Annotated in this window: 21 protein-coding genes, 1 tRNA gene and 2 pseudogenes; 13 read left to right on the top strand and 11 right to left on the bottom strand. The window is 35.4% G+C overall.

All coding sequences use genetic code 11. The annotated features are described in order from the left end of the window. Positions 1-525 precede the first annotated feature (525 nt). The 6 genes from ABN256_RS09900 (at position 526) to ABN256_RS09875 (ending at position 6,084) form a co-directional block, all read left to right on the top strand. Positions 526-720, top strand: a complete 195-nt coding sequence (locus tag ABN256_RS09900) for a hypothetical protein (RefSeq protein ID WP_196553312.1) — start codon at positions 526-528, stop codon at positions 718-720. A 283-nt stretch (positions 721-1,003) separates the two neighbouring features. Continuing rightward, positions 1,004-2,203 (top strand): ribokinase, encoded by a 1,200-nt coding sequence (locus tag ABN256_RS09895; protein WP_340895988.1) that lies wholly within the window; start codon positions 1,004-1,006, stop codon positions 2,201-2,203. Between the two features lie 52 nt (positions 2,204-2,255). Next, the gene (locus ABN256_RS09890; protein ID WP_196553314.1) at positions 2,256-3,443 is read left to right on the top strand and encodes a NupC/NupG family nucleoside CNT transporter; all 1,188 of its coding nucleotides are present in this window, start codon (positions 2,256-2,258) and stop codon (positions 3,441-3,443) included. A gap of 76 nt (positions 3,444-3,519) precedes the next feature. Continuing rightward, positions 3,520-4,452, top strand: coding sequence for a nucleoside hydrolase (locus ABN256_RS09885; protein WP_349439431.1), 933 nt, complete (start codon positions 3,520-3,522; stop codon positions 4,450-4,452). A 238-nt stretch (positions 4,453-4,690) separates the two neighbouring features. Further along, a complete protein-coding gene (locus ABN256_RS09880; protein ID WP_349439430.1) occupies positions 4,691-5,140 on the top strand; it encodes a hypothetical protein in 450 nt (149 codons plus the stop codon). Positions 5,141-5,853: 713 nt separating this feature from the next. Next, positions 5,854-6,084, top strand: a complete 231-nt coding sequence (locus ABN256_RS09875; protein ID WP_196553316.1) for a DNA polymerase III subunit theta — start codon at positions 5,854-5,856, stop codon at positions 6,082-6,084. A gap of 360 nt (positions 6,085-6,444) precedes the next feature. On the opposite strand, the gene ABN256_RS09870 is transcribed toward ABN256_RS09875, so the two are convergent. From ABN256_RS09870 to ABN256_RS09855, 4 genes and pseudogenes are all read right to left on the bottom strand, one after another. Continuing rightward, complete coding sequence (locus ABN256_RS09870) at positions 6,445-6,699, bottom strand: colicin E3-like toxin immunity protein (protein ID WP_196553317.1); 255 nt, start codon at positions 6,697-6,699, stop codon at positions 6,445-6,447. Between the two features lie 16 nt (positions 6,700-6,715). Next, positions 6,716-7,027: pseudogene (locus tag ABN256_RS09865) on the bottom strand (colicin E3/pyocin S6 family cytotoxin); the annotation flags it as partial. A 777-nt stretch (positions 7,028-7,804) separates the two neighbouring features. Further along, complete coding sequence (locus ABN256_RS09860) at positions 7,805-8,041, bottom strand: hypothetical protein (protein WP_349439429.1); 237 nt, start codon at positions 8,039-8,041, stop codon at positions 7,805-7,807. A gap of 152 nt (positions 8,042-8,193) precedes the next feature. Next, positions 8,194-8,460 carry a phage tail fiber protein gene (locus ABN256_RS09855; RefSeq protein WP_196553318.1) on the bottom strand — a complete coding sequence of 89 codons (267 nt, stop codon included), beginning with the start codon at positions 8,458-8,460 and terminating at the stop codon, positions 8,194-8,196. Positions 8,461-8,502: 42 nt separating this feature from the next. On the opposite strand from ABN256_RS09855, the gene ABN256_RS09850 reads away from it, so the two are divergent. Beyond that, positions 8,503-8,703 carry a hypothetical protein gene (locus ABN256_RS09850; RefSeq protein WP_231619318.1) on the top strand — a complete coding sequence of 67 codons (201 nt, stop codon included), beginning with the start codon at positions 8,503-8,505 and terminating at the stop codon, positions 8,701-8,703. A gap of 73 nt (positions 8,704-8,776) precedes the next feature. Here ABN256_RS09850 and ABN256_RS09845 read toward each other — a convergent pair. Continuing rightward, positions 8,777-9,043 (bottom strand): annotated as a pseudogene (locus tag ABN256_RS09845) (Arm DNA-binding domain-containing protein); the annotation flags it as partial. A 161-nt stretch (positions 9,044-9,204) separates the two neighbouring features. Further along, positions 9,205-9,292 (bottom strand) — tRNA-Ser (locus tag ABN256_RS09840). Between the two features lie 182 nt (positions 9,293-9,474). Between ABN256_RS09840 and tusE the strand changes: the two genes are divergently transcribed. Continuing rightward, positions 9,475-9,804 (top strand): sulfurtransferase TusE, encoded by a 330-nt coding sequence (gene tusE / locus ABN256_RS09835; protein WP_072069726.1) that lies wholly within the window; start codon positions 9,475-9,477, stop codon positions 9,802-9,804. Between the two features lie 38 nt (positions 9,805-9,842). Here tusE and ABN256_RS09830 read toward each other — a convergent pair whose 3' ends face one another. Then, a complete protein-coding gene (locus ABN256_RS09830) occupies positions 9,843-10,124 on the bottom strand; it encodes an acylphosphatase (RefSeq protein ID WP_072069637.1) in 282 nt (93 codons plus the stop codon). A 197-nt stretch (positions 10,125-10,321) separates the two neighbouring features. Between ABN256_RS09830 and hspQ the strand changes: the two genes are divergently transcribed. Then, positions 10,322-10,642, top strand: a complete 321-nt coding sequence (gene hspQ / locus ABN256_RS09825) for a heat shock protein HspQ (RefSeq protein ID WP_181879868.1) — start codon at positions 10,322-10,324, stop codon at positions 10,640-10,642. Positions 10,643-10,721: 79 nt separating this feature from the next. Here the strand turns inward: hspQ and ABN256_RS09820 are convergent, their stop codons facing one another. Continuing rightward, on the bottom strand, positions 10,722-11,135 hold the full coding sequence (locus tag ABN256_RS09820; protein WP_072069638.1) for a CoA-binding protein: 414 nt from the start codon (positions 11,133-11,135) through the stop codon (positions 10,722-10,724). Positions 11,136-11,272: 137 nt separating this feature from the next. Between ABN256_RS09820 and ABN256_RS09815 the strand changes: the two genes are divergently transcribed. Further along, entirely contained in the window at positions 11,273-11,731 is a 459-nt protein-coding gene (locus tag ABN256_RS09815; RefSeq protein WP_072069639.1) for a methylglyoxal synthase, read from the top strand. A 2-nt stretch (positions 11,732-11,733) separates the two neighbouring features. Here the strand turns inward: ABN256_RS09815 and helD are convergent, their stop codons facing one another. Further along, a complete protein-coding gene (helD, locus tag ABN256_RS09810; RefSeq protein ID WP_349439428.1) occupies positions 11,734-13,785 on the bottom strand; it encodes a DNA helicase IV in 2,052 nt (683 codons plus the stop codon). Between the two features lie 113 nt (positions 13,786-13,898). Here helD and yccS point away from each other — a divergent pair, with 113 nt between their 5' ends. Next, positions 13,899-16,067, top strand: coding sequence for a YccS family putative transporter (gene yccS, locus ABN256_RS09805; RefSeq protein WP_072069641.1), 2,169 nt, complete (start codon positions 13,899-13,901; stop codon positions 16,065-16,067). Between the two features lie 75 nt (positions 16,068-16,142). Here the strand turns inward: yccS and ABN256_RS09800 are convergent, their stop codons facing one another. Then, entirely contained in the window at positions 16,143-16,751 is a 609-nt protein-coding gene (locus ABN256_RS09800; protein WP_072069642.1) for a TfoX/Sxy family DNA transformation protein, read from the bottom strand. Between the two features lie 230 nt (positions 16,752-16,981). Here ABN256_RS09800 and sulA point away from each other — a divergent pair, with 230 nt between their 5' ends. Both sulA and ompA read left to right on the top strand, forming a co-directional pair. Then, entirely contained in the window at positions 16,982-17,533 is a 552-nt protein-coding gene (sulA, locus tag ABN256_RS09795; RefSeq protein WP_115350979.1) for an SOS-induced cell division inhibitor SulA, read from the top strand. A 349-nt stretch (positions 17,534-17,882) separates the two neighbouring features. After that, positions 17,883-18,974: a porin OmpA gene (gene ompA / locus ABN256_RS09790; RefSeq protein ID WP_072069644.1), complete on the top strand. Its 1,092-nt coding sequence runs from the start codon at positions 17,883-17,885 to the stop codon at positions 18,972-18,974. Positions 18,975-19,158: 184 nt separating this feature from the next. Here ompA and matP read toward each other — a convergent pair whose 3' ends face one another. Beyond that, the gene (gene matP, locus ABN256_RS09785; RefSeq protein WP_072069645.1) at positions 19,159-19,620 is read right to left on the bottom strand and encodes a macrodomain Ter protein MatP; all 462 of its coding nucleotides are present in this window, start codon (positions 19,618-19,620) and stop codon (positions 19,159-19,161) included. Positions 19,621-19,937: the final 317 nt, after the last annotated feature.

Raw genomic sequence — 19,937 nt, 5'->3', positions numbered from 1 at the left:
GTTTAACTGGATCGTTACTATAGTGAATAGTTAGAGGTAAATTTAATATTGACCGTTTGATCTTGAACAGGGAAATTTGCTAATGCAAACTAGCTTGCGTTTAAGTTGGAACATATTGACCTCATTGATATAAGAACCTTGTATTTATACAAATAAAAAGCATTAATTTAATTAAAACCATATCAAAGAATAAATTCGATATAAAAACACAAAGCTAACATGATGAGAAAAAGAAAAATAAAAATAAAAATAATATCAGAATTATAATCCAAGTAATCTCCTAGATTTCATAAAAACCAGAAACAAATAAAAAAACACACAAAAAACATCTAAAAAAACAATTACTAGTACAAATATAGTATAAATCTCTTAATATAAAGATAGTAATAATCAAATTAATGACTATCATCATACTAACATGCTTCAAATTATCTCAATAGTAAATTAGAATTATAAAAGTTCTATAAAAAATAAAGGTATTCTTTTTTAGAAGAAAATATAACACTTAGTCTAAAGGATTTTATGATGGTATTTTTTATAAGTTATATGATACTCGCTATATTTTTGATTGCCGCACTGGCTCATTGGTCTTTTTCTGCATTATTTCCTAAAGCTCCTTCTACAGCACTTTCATGCCTTTTGGTCAGAACACTTATTGGCGTCTTACTTGTTATCGCTGATATTTGTTTGATTTTTATTTTACTCAGTCAATTACTTTGATTTGATTGAAATTTATATGAAAATACTATCGAGGTTGTTTTTCTTTATCTTATATTTTTATTAATTTTGGTCTAAATATTTTCAATAATTCCATTACGATTTTAGATAATCATCCAATACAAGCAAATCGCATTATTCATATATTTTCCTTAAAACTTATCTAAACGGACAGTTAATTGTCCAATTACGAGCAAAAAACGTGACTACTCAGGCAGAATAAACTTAATTAACCTCTATTATGTTAACAAATAGTAAAACATTTTTTTAACAAATGAGAGGTGATATGAAAAAAAAGAGTAGTATTGCATTTATCAGAAAAAAATTAGTGAAAGATAATTCTATCTACGTGAAAGAGCTCAGTACGCTACTTCATGTATCGGAAAGAACAGTAAGAAGATACATAGATGAATTACAGTTATTAGGTATAGCAACTAAATTTCATGGTGGAGTGAGATTACAAAAAATTGAATTAGAACCAATAATAAATAGAACTATTGATGAAACCAGAGTACTTCAATTTAATTATGAAGAACAAAGTAGAGATAAAAAAACTGCAGATAAATGCTCATTATATATTTTAGGATCTTTCAATTTAGATGTTGTCACAGAAGTTGAAAGATTTCCTTTTGTCGGAGAGACAATCAAAGCAATCTCTACAAATTTTTTTCCTGGTGGGAAAGGTGCTAATCAAGCAGTTGCGGCGGCTGAATTAAATGACCATGTGCATTTTTTTGTTAAAGTAGGCGACGATTCATTCGGCGCTACTGCAGAGAAATATTTCGGAACTACAAAGATAAGTTCATATACCTTAATTAAGGATGCCAATGCAAAGACAGGGAATGCATTAGTTATGGTTGAGAGCACCACCGGTAACAATAGTATTGTTATTGATCTAGGGGCTAATGCAACCATTACTAAAGCTGAAATTCTTTCAGATATTAATAATCTACAATCGGCAAAAATTTTTCTTACTCAATTAGAAAATAATATAGAAGCAACTAAGTTTGCGATTGAAATAGCAAAAAAATCGGGATGTTATGTCATTCTTAATCCAGCACCCTATTCAGAGCACATTGTCTCACATTTGCCATCTGTTGATTTATTAATACCAAATGGAACAGAAGCAGAACTAATATCAAACATTAAAATTGATAGCGTTATTTCAGCGCAGGAAGCCATAAAAGCAATACACAATTTAGGTGTTAAAGAAATAGTAATGACACTTGGTGACAGTGGTGCTCTTTATTTCAATGGTAAAACTATGAAATATTACAAAGCGATGAGTGCATCTGTCGTTGATACAAGTGGTGCAGGTGATGCATTCACTGGTGCTTTGGCCGCAAAATTAATAGAAGGTAAAAATATGGATGAAGCAATTAAATTTTCTATTGCTTATGCATCATTGGCCGTTGAAAAAAAAGGTGCATCATCAATGCCATCTAGGACAAGTGTTGATGCCAGATTAAAAAAAGAGCGTATGTAAGGGAAGTGCATAAATAACCCCCCCGTTAATAAATTATATAATCGAGGTCGTTATGAAATATTTAATTTTCATTATTAGCCTTCTCTTAATTTTTATAGTGGCATCTTCTATTAGTTTTAATGCTAATAAAATAAAAATGAAATTTATTCCTATAATTATTCTTCTATTAATAGAGGCCACCGTTGCTTTTATACTTTTACATACAACTATTGGGATCACAATTCTTAATACAACGAATATAGGTATAGAATATTTAATACATCATGCAAATAAAGGAATTGATTTTGTATTTGGAGATATAAGCACAAAAACACCTATTGTGTTTGTTATTGTTGCTCTAATGCCTTTAGTATTTATTTGTTCAATTATTGGGATATTAAAATATTTTGGTATTCTACGATTGATTATTCTTACTATTGGTTACCTTATTAATAAAATAGCAAAAGTCGGTAAACTTGAGTCTTTTTCAGCAGTTAGTGCTGTTATTGTAGGTATGATGGCCGTATATGTTTCGATTAAAGAATACATTCCCAATTTAACAAAACCACAAATGTACACAATAGCTGCATGCTCGTTGTCTACTGTGGATATCGCAATACTGGGTGCATACACTCAAATGTTATCACCTGAATTTGTCTTTATTGGTGTATGTCTAAACTTTTTTAGTACTTTTGTTATTGTTTCTATTATTAATCCTAACGATCCCATTGAAATATCGAGCCATTTTTTTGCCCCTAAAAATGAGCATCATAGTTTTTTTGAAGTACTAACAGAACATATGCTTGATGGTTTTAAATTAATTCTAGCTATAGTTCCAATGCTTCTTGGCTTTATTGCCCTGATTAGCATGTTGAATGATATTTTTTTATACAGCATAGGAATTAGTTTCCAAGGTCTTCTTGGCTATATTTTCTCACCCATTGCGTTTTTACTTGGTGTTCCATGGCAAGACAGTATTCAGTTTGGGCAAATTATTGCCACAAAAATTTTAACAAATGAGTTTGTTGCAATGTTTGATTATAGCAAATTGGATGATTTAAGCCCGAGAACAGAAGCCATTATCTCTGTATTCCTAATTTCGTTCGCAAATTTTGGTTCAATAGGAATGATTATTGCCTGTGTCGCCAGTATCAGTAAAGAACATGGAAAAATGATAGCGGCAAACAGTTTTCGACTGATAGTCGGTTCAACGTTGGTGAGTTGCTTATCTGCAACAATAGTCGGTATTTTTGTCAGTTGATATTTATTTCCTTAGTCCTAGTTTTAGTTTTATTTGTTATTCAATGTGTTATGTAAGTTATCAAAGGAGAAGTTATATGACTAAAATTATTATAGATTGTGATCCGGGTGTCGATGACGTTATTGCAATTTTACTTGCATTAGCATCACCAGAAATTAAAGTTCTGGGGATCACAACCGTAGCCGGAAATATTGAGTTGGATAAAGTTCATGAGAATGCTCGTAATATTCTCTCATTTGTATCACGACCCGATATACCTCTAGCAAGAGGATGTGAACGACCTTTGATAGCACGCAGAGGAAATAAGACTCAAGTACACGGCAACAATGGTCTTGCGGGGGTTACGTTACCGAAATCCAATTACACTTATCCCGATATACATGCAGTGGATTTTATTATTGATACAGTGATGTCTAACCCTAAAGAAGTTACCCTTTGTCCAACAGCACCACTTACCAATATCGCAATGGCTATGCTCAAAGAACCAAGGCTTAAAGATAATGTAAAAGATATTGTTCTAATGGGAGGCGCCGCATTTCGCGGTGGAAATATAACACCTGCCGCTGAATTCAATTTTTATGTTGATCCACATGCAGCACATATTGTTTTTGATACAGCAGAGCATATTACGATGCTGGGATTAGATGTAACCCATAAAGCTGATATTCGAGCTGGTTTATGTCAATCGTTAGAGCAAGGTAACGTTATTGCTAGAACAGCAGCAAAAATGGCTCGTGGATATGCTGCATTTGATCCCTTCTTACATGATCCCTGTGTAATAGGTTATCTAATTCGACCAGATATTTTTACAGGTATAAACGGTCATATTGATATTGAGTACGAATCAGGCAAACTCTTTGGTCTAAGCTTCGCAACAATCCATGATGACCAAACACCATCTAGAAGTAATGGCAATTCAAATGAATGCCGCATGAATACGATGATAATCACTGATGTTCAATCAGAGAAATTAATGTCGCTGATATCTGAACGAATTTTATCTTTATAAACTAAATCAAGAAAAATACAGAGAAGTGTAGCTTCTCTGTATCAATCTTTATTATATTATTTTTTTCTTAAAAAGAATTGATTAATATTTTGTTGAAAATTAAACAAGAAATATCCTAATAGTAAATTCGTGCTATGTTTAAAAATAAATAAATCTATTATGATGACTAACATCATAGTAATAGAATATTAGTATTTACATAATTATTTATATATAACAATAAATTAGGATAGAAAATATGACTAGTTATAAAAATTTAATAGCACTAATCGTTATATTATTTACCTGCATAATAGGGAGCGCACATGCAGAGCAACGCCCTGATGTGGCAGATAATGTCATTGCCTATAAAGGTCAACAAGGAGTGATTGTTTGGACTCTACGTGTTGGTGATCGTAGTGCTAATGAAGCATTAGTACAGATCGAAAATATTGACCATGACTGGAATTTAAAAATTCAAAAAATGCAGGTCGAAAAAACCACTAGAGATACCCGGTACTCAATAAATATTAATGGAAATAAATTTGTTACCCTAATTATTGAGAATAAATGCTGTGGTAACCTTTATATACCAGGAGAACCTCAGCCTATATCAGTAAATTACTCTGAAGAAATATCCCATGAAGGTAATGCACAAGCATTTCTCACTGATTTTCTTCAAGCTCAAAATAATGAAATCAACAAATAAGCCTTTAAAATTATTTTGATACTAATACTAAATAGGTGAGTTTCATTGATTATTTTCTCACCTATAAAATAGAATGAAAAAACAGCCCTAAAATGGCAATGATTCCGCAGTACTTTTATTTTCTTTGGTATAGTTACTTATAGTAGCAAATAGTAGCAAACTACCACTTCAGGTCGATTGCATTCATTTTAACTAATGCTTTAAATCCTGATAGATACTGAATAGGGTCACACATGGAAATGTTTTTAATAGAAAGTCTTTCAAACTTATCCCTACTCAATTTTGCATTGATTAAATAGAGATCATCTTCATCACCAGTTTCATGATTAAATATCTGAGGTTTCATATTGAGGGTATTAAGTATTAAGGGGGTATAATGTTCCCCCATTTGTACCCAAAAAATGGAACTTTCAAGAGACTTCAGGAGACAATGATTTAGTACGAAGGTTTGATTTTACTGGAATTAGGAGACTTCAGGAGACGCTAGGAGATGTTGAGATGGCGGATGAGGAGAGAATAAAACAAAAGAAATACAGCGTTGATTTATAAGTGTAAATTTAATAATAATTATTATTATATACAAAATCCTATACAACCACGACTGATGCTAGATATTTTTTGAACAGTAAAAAAGAAAGGTGATGCTTTTATACCACCTCCTCATCTTTAATTCCACACCCTGCTATACTCTCCAAAAACTAACCGGATCTATTATGAACATCGCAAACCTAACTCAAGAAGAAAAAGACAAGATCAATGTCGATTTAGCTGCAAGTGGTGTCGCATATAAAGAACGACTCAATATGCCAGTTGTTGCGTCCGAAGTTGAACGACAACAACCAGCACATTTACGCGAGCACTTAAATGAACGACTAGCGTTTTATCGTGAGAGAAGTAAGAAGTTGCCAGATGGGAATTCGGTGCAGTATTTGAAAATAGAGTAGTGCGATGCTTAAAGAAATAGATTCTTTTGATAAGAAAAATATTCTCGAATCTACCCGCAGAACATTAGATAGCATGGTTAAAGATGCTTTGCTAGAGAAAGTGTCCAGTTACGAGTGAAGACAAAACAAACACCAAAGCTCAAGTTCATCACCTGGTGTTCGCTGTGTAGTTAGTCGGTATGGCTTACTAGGAGAGTGTCGCCTGGTGAAATACGAAAATGACGGAGAGGATTTTATTGAAGGTGAGTGTGTTAAGACTGATTAACTTACTGATTTTTCTAGATCGTCATTTGGAACAAAAAAAGCCTCCGTTAAGAGGCTTTCAAAACGATACGAATAAATATTATATACGTTTGTTCATTACCACTTATCCCTGTAATCAAATGAAATGAAATAAGTGTATTTATCCAACTCAATCTTATGAGTCAGATGCTTCTGAAGATAAGGAACCCAAGCAGAAATAACATCAAAACCGCCGTTATTGATGATGTTTTCTGTCGGCTTAACGGTTTGTTCAATAACCGTATCATCATCACCCAGATCTACCGAATACTCTTCACCAATAAAATCTTCCGTTTTTTTATCAAACCACTCTAATCTTAATTTCAATCCCATGATGTTATCTCCGTCGTTACAGGTATTTTTTGATATTACGTTTCGGGTCGGCTGGCTTCAGCTGATTACCGGTTTTCGGGTCAAATGCACCGATATGCTGTCCATCACTAGCGCGGTACCCTTCCAGTTCACCGTGCTGTGAGTCCCACTCGTAGATTTTTCGACCTTTGTCGCCAATCCAGCGATCTCGTCTTCCCCCTCCACTTTGTTTGGGGGTCTTTTTCTGACCTTTTTTTAACTCCCCTAACCCTTTAATTTCTTCGGTCTTAGGCGCGGGGTGGTAACTATGCCCTTTTTCTTTAACTCCTTGACGAGCTTTATCCTTTTTACCCGTCGATAAATAAATTGGCTTTATTCCTAATTCCCATGGAAATACCAAAATTATAGGCTCTTTCAATGTGGACAGCTTTTTCTCGCCTTCTGTAAAAAAGGTTGGAGCCTCTAAAGGTAGCTTATTAAACCTAGGAATATCATATACCCCGCCTGGTATGTATTTATGCTTTTCAGGCTCAGGTAAAGCCGCACCCGTTAATATCGCCACATTACCAATTTGAGCCATTCTTTCCTGCTTTTCATGTGGTAATGTATAAGCAAAAATGCCTTTCTCAGCAGTTTTTCTCGCCTCAACCACACGAGTTTTAACTGGTGTATCCGTTTGCACTAACTCAATTTGCTTCGCTCCATTAACGACCTTTTCAATTACAGTAGCTGAGGTATTAATGATACCTTTTCGCTTTGCAATATCTCTTAAATGTGCTTCTTTAGGGATGTTTAATCTCTGTCCAGCTACAGTAAGTGCGGTTTCTTGGTTTTTAGGATACTCTTGGTAAATGACGGAAGGATATCTATCACTGCCTACACCAACGGGAGGAGAATACAGCATAAGACCAGCACCCAAACCTAATGCGCGCCCTAAAATAGCCCCCAACGTTTCTGTCGCGGACGTTGCGCTTGTCGTTGTTACTGCTGGCGTAAAAATAGCAACTGGTGCTAAAGTGGCTTTATCAATAGTCTTTCCAGGGATTAAAGTTGACTGAGCGGATGTTATTGCTGTATTTAACTCAGCAGGAATACTGATTTGTTGCTTAGGTGTTGAAGTAACCATTTAAACAATGGAATCGTATGATTCAATCGCTTTCTTTAAGCTACCACTCATCAGCCCCGCATACTGTAAATAACGCTGAGAATAAATTTTTATCGCTTTGGTTATATCACCTTCCCTGAAAGCATCCATCATCTCTTTGCAATGCTTATCCTTTGTCAAGAATGGGCAGTCCATTTTTGCACATACGGGACAAATATTACGCTTCATGACCTCAATTGGCTTGACGCGACTACTCATACAAACTCCTTTTTATATTTAAAATCACACAATCACTGTGTATAAAAACAGTACTCCTATATAAATAACTAAGCAATCGTCTTATTTCGGCCATGTTCGGAATGGTTATCATTAGCATTTAACTCATCCTTGAGTCAAATAAATATAATCAGCTAGTTATCAATTTCTGGTGCGCTATTGGTGTCCTGATTTTCTTCCTCTTCTTTTTGTCTACGCTCCTCTTCAGCTTTCTGCGCTTCTTCCATTTCACGCATTCTCACGTTATAGATTGATTGTTCTGGCATCTGCACACGAACAGAGATAAAACGACCATCAGGAATATCAATTGGATCCCCATCGTTGAAACCATCAATTGTATTATTGGCAAACTCTGGCGCATTAGGATGAGTTCGGTGATACGTTTTAACGAGAATACGCACAGCTTAATTTAACTCACAGGGATGCAATGAAGAGGAATGAATATGAAATTAACAGAACGTCAAATTAGCACATTAAAAAATATAAATAATGGATATGGTCAGTTAAGCAATAGTATGTCAATTTTCTCGTTGGAGAATAAAGGGCTTATTAAGCTTCACCCAAAGGACGGATGGCAATTAACAGAGTTAGGTATTGAAGAATTAAAAAGGTGGAGTGATGGATATATTAGAAGAAGCATTTGAAGTCTGGTTTAAGAAGTCTCACGGATATAGCCCATCAGTAGCGCCACCTGATAGTCATTTAATTGGCGTTATTCCTTTCTTCTTTTCTTACTTCTGCTGGATCAGTTCCATTTGCAACCAATCTTCTAGCGTCATCTCTTTTTTCTCTGGCTTCATTTAATGTAATAACAGGGTATATGCCAAGCGATATCATCTTTGATTTACCATTGAACTGATATCTGAACCTCCACCCTTTTGACCCGTTAGGTTCAACAATTAAAGACAATCCGTTGCCATCACCCAGTGAATAAACTTTTTCGCGTGGTTTGGCTTTTTTAATCGCCATGTCCGTTAGCTTCATAAATCACCAATTTTGTATAGGGTAATTCTATACAAAAAACTATACAACAAGTGGTAGAGCTTTCAAGAGACGTTAAGAGACTTCAAGAGACAATGATTTAGTGCGAAGGTTTGATTTTACTGGGATAAGGAAACTTCAGGAGACGCTAGGAGATGTTGAGATGGCGGAGGAGGAGAGATTCGAACTCTCGGATGGTTTCCCATCGGCGGTTTTCAAGACCGCTGCCTTCAGCCGCTCGGCCACCCCTCCGCAATGGGGAGCAATATAAACACCTAGGCTTATATTGTAAAGGTCTTATTGTACTGTTTGCTGTAAAATTAAACGTATTACAAGTCAATGGCTTAATTAATCAACGATTTATGGGTTCTGCTTGGGTATTTTCCTTATTTTTGCTAAATTAACGCTATTATTTTTGATTGGTCATAATGCATATGTTTGTATTTAACGGAAAAGAAGTCGAGACAGATAGTCACGGTTATCTAAAAAATAGCAATGAATGGAGCGAAGATATGGTTCCAACATTAGCTGAAATAGAAGAAATTGAGCTGACAGAACAGCACTGGGAAATTATCCGCTTTGTTCGCCAATTTTATTTAGAATTTAATACCTCCCCTGCTATTCGTATGCTGGTAAAAGCCCTTGCGCAAAAATATGGCGAAGAGAAAGGCAATAGTCGCTACCTTTATCGCCTATTTCCTAAAGGCCCAGCGAAGCAAGCCACAAAACTGGCTGGTTTGCCTAAACCCGTTAAATGTATTTAAAACATTAGCTTTTAATAAAAAAATAATTAAAAGCTACATTACTCATAATGGCGGATTGAAAAATCTGCCATTGATTCATATTCACAAGGTGTGGCAGACCAAAATGTAATCTTGGCGCTTCTAGGGCCACCAGCTTCTAACCAATTTTCAAATTCTTTGAATACATCTTCCTTTGCAAACGCTCTTACTCCCACACTACCATCGTCACGATTCCAAACATAACCTGTTATTGGTTGTTTTTTCATCCATTGATAAGTAAAAAAACGAAATCCAACACCTTGTACACGCCCTTGAATAATATATTCTCTACCTTTTTTCATATGCTCTCCTGATAGTATTGTTAAAATAAAAATTCCACTCAGGTTATTGTCTTTTCTTTATACAATAGATAATCTAATTTTGTGAGGTTCTTTATTCATAATGAAAGCAAAGGATTATATTTTTTTCAAATCCTTGATATTTCACTTTGTGCCCTCATATATATAACCAATAAGCAAGGCTATATGGAGGTGATACTATGATGACCGCCAGCAAATTTGGGATAGGACAGCAAGTTAGACATAAATTACTCGGCTACTTAGGCGTTGTTGTCGATGTGGATGCTGAATATTCCCTTGATCAGCCTAATGAGGATGATATTGCATCTAATGTGACCTTGCGAGCAGCACCTTGGTACCATGTTGTGATGGAAGATGATGAAGGACAACCTATTCATACTTATCTTGCTGAAGCGCAGATAACTTATGAAGTCTCAGATGAACACTTAGATAATGACTCATTGGATGAGCTATCGCAGTCAATTCGTAGCCAATTACAGGCTCCACGATTAAGAAATTAACCGAATAATCTAAATAAGCTGTGATCTGAATAAATATGATAATCGCCGAATTTGTTTTCGGCGATTTTATTTTGATTTCTTACCAAGGAAGGCCATGTGCTTCGATTTCTTTTTTAGGGCAACGATCCATAACCACTCGTAATCCTGCCTTTTCTGCTAACTCTTTGGCATCTTCATTAATCACATCAATTTGTAACCATAAGACTTTGGCATCAATTTCAATCGCTTCTTTTGCGATTTCTAATGCGGCAGATGATTGACGGAAAACATCAACCATATCAATCGAGACAGGAATATCTTTTAATGAGGTATAGCATTGTTGACCTAACAATGTTTGTCCAGACATACCTGGGTTTACAGGAATAACATCATAACCTTGTTCTAATAAGAATTTCATGACTTTATAGCTTGGACGATCTTCTTTGCTACTCGCACCAACAAGTGCAATTGTTTTGACACTTCTTAAAATGTCATAAATATCTGAGTCCACCATTTATATACTCCGTTCATCATGAAGATTGAAAATATTATGATACATCATAGTATCTTGATCCGTTCATAGCTTGTAAGATAAAAAAAAGGTATTTTGACAGCTGGAACAATAACTATATTTATTTTTAAAGGTATCAAATGGAACAAATTGACCGCACGCTCTTAAAAGAAAAAAATATCGCGCTTGTTGCCCATGATCACTGTAAAAGCTCATTACTTGAATGGGTTCAAAATAATCGTGAACAACTGTCTCTACATAAATTATTTGCAACAGGAACCACAGGAAATTTAATTAACCACCACACAGGCCTAAGTGTTACTCAAATGCTAAGTGGCCCAATGGGTGGTGACCAACAAATAGGTGCAATGATCGCTGAAAAGAAAATCGATATCATGATTTTCTTTTGGGACCCATTGAACGCCGTTCCTCACGATCCAGATGTTAAAGCCCTTCTACGCTTAGCAACAGTATGGAACATTCCGGTTGCCACCAATCGTGCAACTGCAAACTTTTTAATTTCATCGCCTCTGTTTTCACAAGAATCCACAATTAAAATTCCTGATTACGAAGGTTATTTAAAAGAAAGATTAAAATAATTCTAAGGTTTTCGCTGTATAGGGACACCTTGAGATTTTAGCTCTGAAACAAAACAAGATGGCTGTTGTTTATTAAATAATAGCCATACTTGTTTTTTTGCTCTTGTTAATGCGACATACATTAAACGTCGTTCTTCTGCATTAGGATAATCTTCAACTTTTGGTAATAACGCTAATTCAATAATTGATTCCCTTGCAGGTGCAGGGAAAGCATCTTTACCCTCTTGTAAACCTAAAATAATAACATAATCAGCTTGTTGTCCCTTCGATGCATGGAAAGTCATAAATTCTAAATTTAATTTAGGCCAACGTGTCTTAGCTTTTTTTAATAACTCAGGTTTTAAATAATGATAACGGGCGAGTAAAAGGATCGTTTCATTGTCACCAACGTAACCACTCATTTTATTTAATAGATTTTCAAGCTGATCATCTGATAATAAAACAACCGCTTTTTTATTACCTTTAACTAGGCTATTTAAAGGCTTAGATAATTGCATTGGATTTTGTTGAATAAATGTATTAGCAACATCACCAATTACGTCATTAAAGCGGTAGGTCGTATCTAATGCACATTCGGCGCCTTCTCCAAATGAATGATGAAAAGAGGTCGTTAATAATAATTCTGCACCACTAAAACGGTAAATAGCCTGCCAATCATCACCCACAGCAAATAAAGACGTTTGTTTATTTTGCTGCTTTAATGCTGTTAATAATGATGCTCTAAGTGGCGAAATATCTTGAAATTCATCAACAAGTATATGTTTCCATGGGCTAATAAAACGCCCTTTTTCAATAAGATTAATAGCTTGGTGTAATAAACCGGAAAAATCTATCGCATCTTCTTCTTTTAATGCCATCTTCCATGCTTTTAATAAAGGAGATAACAATTTTAAATATTTTTTAAATGCATCTGTATATTCAGATTGTACACTTTCAATCAGTGATTTTTGGCTACCGCCTTGCATTCTTAACAAGCCAATCCAACGTTCTAACCTTACAGCAACTTGATTTTCTAATTTTTTATCATGCCAAAATTCACCTTCTGGAATATCCCAATCAAGCTCTTGAGATAACCATTCACGCCATCCCTTTGCTTGTGCTTTTTTCTGCTGGCATTGATTTCGCCATTCGCCTAATAATAATGCTCTTCTTTTTTCACTATTTATTTCAAGTTCACTAATTTTAGGTTGTTTCTTTGTCGCTTGTTGAATAATGGATAATGCTAATGCATGGAATGTTTTCGCCATAATATCGGCATTTAAACGCGCTGAGATACGTTCATTCATTTCTTGCGCCGCTTTACGCCCAAATGCCAATAACAAAATTTGCTCTGGCTGCGCTAAATTTCGACGTAATAACCATCCTACTCTTGCGACTAATACAGATGTTTTACCACTTCCTGCCCCCGCTAAGACTAAAATATTCTCTTCACCATTAATAACCGCGCGACATTGTGATCCATTGAGTGGAGATGATTCAATCGAATTAAAAAACTCCGCATGCTCATTTAGCATTTGTGTTATCCATGCAGAATTTTCTTTATTAATAAGTGATTCACCTTGTTTTAACCACTCTAAACATTGCTGATAAAGCACTTGGCAATTATCAAATTGGGTAAGGCGTTCGAGTGGAAGTGGAATAGCCGAGAAGCTTTCTTTTATAGATTGTTGAATTTCACTAAGGTTAGATTGTTTTATCCATTTATTAGATTGCGTAATTTCAGTAATATTTTGGAGTTGTTTCTCAAGAACTTGAGCACTTATTTCACTCATTTCTTGACTCCAAATTTGCCATGTCTGGAATAGATATCGATAGAACTGCTGTGTTTCCTCCCAGTCTGTTCCATGTAATCGAACCACTTTATCTTCAGGCAATAAAAATTCTAATTCGCCCCACACAATCCCTTTTTTACAGTGAATATCAATCAATTCATTAAAAGGAATTAAATACTGGTGTTTTTCACCACTGACTTCAATACCTGCATTTAACAATTTGACTCTATTATAAGGATGCTGTGCTAAACGTTGCCCCATCGGAGTGGATTTCAGTTCCATACGTAATTCCTGCAATAAATAACAATAGTCTGTTGTTAAGCTCTTTTTAATCGGTGATAAACCCTATATTCTAAGAGGTAATTATCTCCATCTTGTTTATTTAAGGGCTTTTTGTGTTCACTTTGCTAAATGGCGCCCGCCGATTTATCTATAATAGCCACTTTCTCTATTATATTCGCATAATAATCGCACTTACGGGAACGACTTTGTTTCCTTGGGTGTTAGGTCAAGAGCCTAAATATACCATTCCGCTGACTTTAGGTGTGGTCGCAGCAGCATTAACGGACTTAGATGACAGACTTGTCGGGCGTTTAAAAAACCTGGTCATTACCTTATGCTGTTTTCTTCTTGCATCAGCATCAATAGGATTGCTTTACCCCTATCCTATTTTATTCTTTTGTGGTTTAGCGATTTCAACTTGGGGATTTATTTTATTAGGTGCGTTAGGACAACGCTACGCTACCATTGCTTTTGGAGCTTTATTAATTGCCATCTACACTATGCTCGGCATGCCTATTTTCCCCGTTTGGTATGAACAACCTATTTTGCTGCTGTTAGGTGCTATTTGGTACAATTCGCTAACCTTGGTTGGTCACTTATTATTTCCTATTCGCCCTGTACAAGATAATTTGACTCGCTGCTATCAGCAACTTGCAACGTACCTAGAGGCAAAAGCAACTTTATTTGATCCTGATATTGAAGATGACTATCAACACTCGCTTTATAGTTTGGCTATGGCAAACAGCCAGCTTATTGACACAATGAATCAAACTAAAGTCACATTATTAAGCCGACTCAAAGGTGATAGAGGTCAGCGCAGTAGTCGCTTTACACTTCATTACTATTTTGTAGCTCAAGATATTCATGAAAGAGCCAGTTCATCTCATGTCCAATATCAATTATTGAGTAATGAATTGCGCCACAGTGATGTACTTTTTCGTTTTCAACGTTTACTTTCTATGCAGGCTCGGGCTTGTGAGCAAGTTGCACAATCCATTCTTTGGCATAAAAAATATCAGCATAATCCCGCTCTTGAGCGTTCCATTAATTATTTAGAAAATGCCCTCAATCATTTAAAAAATACAACCTCAGAACCGCAATTAATGACTCCTTTGAATAATTTATTGCAAAACCTTCAAGGGATTGATGCTCTTTTACGCAGTATTAGTACAGAGCAGTACCAAATATCTCATGACCAAAAAGAAGAAACGCAACTCTCCGATGATGGTTTAACCGGATGGAGAGATATCGCATTAAGAATAAAAGAACATCTCACTCCTAAATCAGCGCTTTTCAGGCATGCGGTTAGAATGTCACTCGTGCTTTGTATTGGTTATGCAATTATTCAATTTTTCCAATTAGACAGAGGCTATTGGATATTATTAACCAGCTTGTTTGTGTGCCAACCTAACTACAATGCAACACGTAGACGCTTAACATTACGTGTAAGTGGCACCATTATTGGTATTTTAATCGGTTTCCCTATTTTGTATTTTGTTCCCTCTATTGAAGGACAGCTGGTCTTAATCGTAATAACCGGCACGCTCTTTTTTGCATTTAGAACGATACAATATGCACATGCCACACTATTTATTACATTATTAGTTTTGCTAAGTTTTAATTTACTTGGTGAAGGCTATGATGTCGCTCTTCCTCGAATTATTGATACCTTAATTGGTTGTGCTATTGCATGGTTTGCGGTCAGTTTTATTTGGCCTGATTGGAAGTTCCGCCAATTACCTTTTGTTATTCAAAAAACAATGACAAATAACTGCTATTACCTTGATGCTATCCTTATTCAGTATTATCAAGGAAAAGATAATAGTTTAGGTTATCGAATTGCTCGCCGTAATGCTCATAGTAGTGATGGTGAACTCGCTTCACTTATCTCGAATATGTCATCAGAGCCAAAAAGTTATCAAGCCTCCCAAGAGGTCGCTTTCCAGTTACTCTGCTTGAATCACACCTTGCTTAGTTATATTTCGGCACTTGGTGTTCATCGTTCTAAAATCGAAGATGAAACAGTACTTACGTTGCTTAATGATACTGTTTGTTATATCGACGCTGCTTTGCGTCGTAAGACAGCGCAAGATAAAGCATTTAAACAATCTCATATCGAGTTAATTGAACGGATCAATTCATTACCTAATGCTGATGATGGCCGAATTCAATTAGTCATTACTCAGATTCGATTATTACTAGATTTGCTCCCTCAAATCATTAACTGCATTCAAATGATTGAGCAAGGAGAAACAAACAAAGCACTTGAACCACAACATTAGCATTAATACCTAATCGACGTTATTTTCTCTAATTTCATATGAAGATCAGAGAAAATAACTGTCCTTGGGTTCATCTTATTGAAAAGACAATTCATTATACCAATCTAATAGTTCTGCTTTTAATTGGTTAGGTAACACTGAACGATGACAACCCATTATTGCCCCCGCTAATGAAAGTAAAAGCTCACTATTTTTTAAATTATGACTGCGCATTAATTTCAAATAACAGGCTTTGGCACCAATAAGTCGTAATTCTTCAACTTTATTAACCCCAATTTGGCTTAGTCTTTTCTCTAATATAACGCCTAAATTAGGTAAGTCTTTTATTCGACAAGGCCTTTTCCGTTGGCCTAAATACTCTTGCATGCTGTAGTGATATGACAAATCAATATATTGATCTAATTTTTGCTGATTTTCCCATAAAGAAGCTGTGATTTTATAATAACGTAACGTTATTGGCTTTCCTTTTTTCAGATATATATAGGCTTCCATTTTTGTTGCCTTATAAAGCGTCTCTAAAAAATCGCTTCCTTTTAAATAAAGTTGATTATCAGACGTGATAGCAAACATAACGTCATCAATCATTAAGCTAACACCACCAAATTGAGACTTTGTTGTTAACTCTCCATATTTCGCAATACGCGATAGTAAATGAGCCTTCCGTTGCTCAGGTAAAAATGACATTAAAACTCCAACATAAACATTGATGTTAATTTTTATCTTTGAATTCAAAAACATGCATATAAAACTTACCATAAAGACAATAAAGAATTTCCTTTTTATTGCCAATAGCTAACAACTTGAAAATAGAGATTTACATAAAATTTGAGAGGAACTTTCAAAAAATTGAGCTTGATTTAAGCGAAATTTAGAGATACTGTATATTCATACAGTATACATAGGCAGGGGTAAATATGAAAATCTCAACATCATCTCCGATAAGACAAAACACCATTCTCCAAGAGATCTCGAATGAGGTATTACCTCTATCTATCCCTTCAGCAAGGGTTACTCTGGAGAGTGATAATAAACAAGGCATGGTAAGTGAACTTCTCTACCAAAATCCACTCGTTATTAATCACATCCTTTTGCCATTATTAAAACAGTATAGCCATGAATCACGTTGGTTATTGTGGTTAAGCCCACAACAAAGACTCAATCGCTCTTGGTTGAAAAACGCAGGATTACCTCTTGATAAAATAATTCAATTAAATCATGCAAATACAATCAATACGGTTGATTTGATGGAAAAAGCGTTAATGAGTGGAAATTACAGTGTCGTTCTAGCTTGGTTACCAGAAATATCGCCAGAAGAGATGAAAAGATTAGAATCTGCTGCAAGCAAAGGTAAAAGTTTGGGGTTTATCATGCGTCAACAAATTAATACAAATATCCATTTAGAAAGTACTAATACATCTAAACGACATTTGAATTCCGTAAAAATTCATTCAATTCACTACCATTAGTGAAATTTAAGAGTTTTCCTAATACTCAGAACACCTCAATATCATTTAAGATAAGTTAAAAGTATTTATAACATAAATCATACAGTTACAATAATTTTAACAAAAATACAGAATCTTACCCATTGTGGAATTAGACAGATCTTTTTAAAATTTTAAGTCGAATTTTAAAGGATTACTTGTAACTTTTTAAGTTCATTGTAGACTTTATGTCGTTAAGGTTATGCTTTAAATCCCATTTTTTGGGATCATCATTTGATGAAAGCATTGGATTCCTAACAATAATTTAACCAAGGGCAAATAATAAGGCTTAAAGCCAAATGCCTAACTTGGATGATAACGAGGCGTAAAAATGAAAAAGACAGCTATCGCATTAGCAGTGGCAGTGGCAGCTTTCGCAACTGCAGCGCAAGCAGCTCCAAAAGACAATACCTGGTATACCGGTGGTAAATTAGGTTGGTCTCAATACCAAGGTACTAGCAACCATTTTGATGGTACTTCTATCGGTAATGGTAACACTCACCGTGATCAATTAGGTGCAGGTGCATTTGCTGGTTATCAGTACAACCAATACTTAGGTTTTGAACTGGGTTATGATTGGTTAGGTCGTATGACTTATAAAGGTTCATATGACAATGGCGCATTCCGTGCTCAAGGTATCCAATTAACCACTAAATTAAGTTATCCAGTAATGGAAGACTTAGACGTTTATACACGTTTAGGTGGTATGGTGTGGCGTGCAGATTCTTCTGCAACTAAAAACGCAACTTCACCATCTCCAACTCAGAAAAGCTTCTCTAATAACGACACTGGCGTTTCTCCAGTATTCGCATTAGGTACTGAATACGCGATCACTCCAAACATCGCTACTCGTGTTGAATATCAATGGATCAACAACATTGGTGATAAAGGTACTCTGAATGCGCGTCCAGACAACGGCATGCTGAGTGTTGGTGTTGCTTACCGCTTCAACCAAGAAACTCCAGCTCCAGTTGTAGCTCCAGCTCCAGTTGTAGCTCCAGCTCCAGTTGTTGAGAACAAAACCTTTACTCTGCGTTCAGACGTTCTGTTCAACTTCAACAAATCTACCCTGAAAGCTGAAGGTCAAGAAGCTCTGAATGGTCTGTACAATGAACTGGCTAACATCGACCCAACTCAAGGTCGTGTAGTAGTTATTGGTTACACTGACCGTATCGGTTCTCAAAACTACAACCTGCCTCTGTCAGAAAAACGTGCGCAATCTGTAGTTGATTACCTGGTATCTAAAGGTATCCCTGCAAACAGCATCTCTGCAGAAGGTCGTGGTAAAGAAAATCCAGTTACTGGCAACACATGTGACAACGTTAAAGCTCGTTCAGCTCTGATCGATTGCTTAGCGCCAGACCGTCGTGTTGAAATCGAAATCCAAGGTACAACTGAAGTTGTTGTTCAACCTGGTAAATAATTCAGATAGTAGAATAATCTACTGTTGATGAATTCAAAACCCTGCCTCTGGCAGGGTTTTTCTTTATGGGAAGAAAAAATATACAATTAAAAATAGAGAGGCAAAGATTGAATAAATAAAAAGGGATATGAAGTATCACAATAAAAAAGAGATGTCGTTAACACAGATAAAAAAATAATATCGATTACTTTTCTTTATCTCGTTCTAATAATTCAATTAACCCGTCTTTTAAACTATGTACTTTTAAAGCATATTGCTCTTTTCGTTCAGCATCTTCAATTAATTGTACTATTGTTTCTGATAATGTTATTCCACGGCGTTGCGATAAAGCCGATAAGCGCTGCCAAACTTTAAATGTTAAATCTATCGATTTTTTTCGTGTATGTTGGTGCTCTGCATTAAAATACCGCTTTCTACGAGCACGGATAGTTTGTTTCATCTTATTGGATAGATCAGGATTCATATGCAAGTCTATCCACTCTAAAACTTTTAATGGCTGTGATTCTATCAGCAATAATTGCTCGACAACTTCATCAGCCGCACTTTTTTCAATATAACGGGTAATTAACTCACCTTCACGATGCTTTTTGACGAGATACGCCCACTTCCAGCCACATTCTAGATTCTCTAACTGTTGATATTTCATACAAATCCCCGTGACAACGTAACTATATACTAGCATATCAACAATTTTACAAAAATACTGCCACTGAACCGAAATTTTTTGCCTATTTTATAAGCAAAGATATTTTGGATAATCTTTTTTTATCAATTAATAACAAGCCTTGATAAGGGATAGTTTTCTAGGCACGTTATGATAGAATCGTGCGTCGCTATAATAAAACTTAATGGCTGATTTGTTAGCTCATCACTATAAGGTCGTAGCGATACATATTCCCTGCCTATGCAGTTGATGACAGTTAAAGAACCGTCTTATTGCAGGATAGATACCCACTTATAGTG

Origin of the sequence: Proteus sp. fly-1008, assembly GCF_040140305.1 — a bacterium.
Taxonomy (GTDB): Bacteria; Pseudomonadota; Gammaproteobacteria; order Enterobacterales; family Enterobacteriaceae; genus Proteus; species Proteus vulgaris_B.
This window is presented reverse-complemented; position numbering and strand designations above follow the sequence as displayed.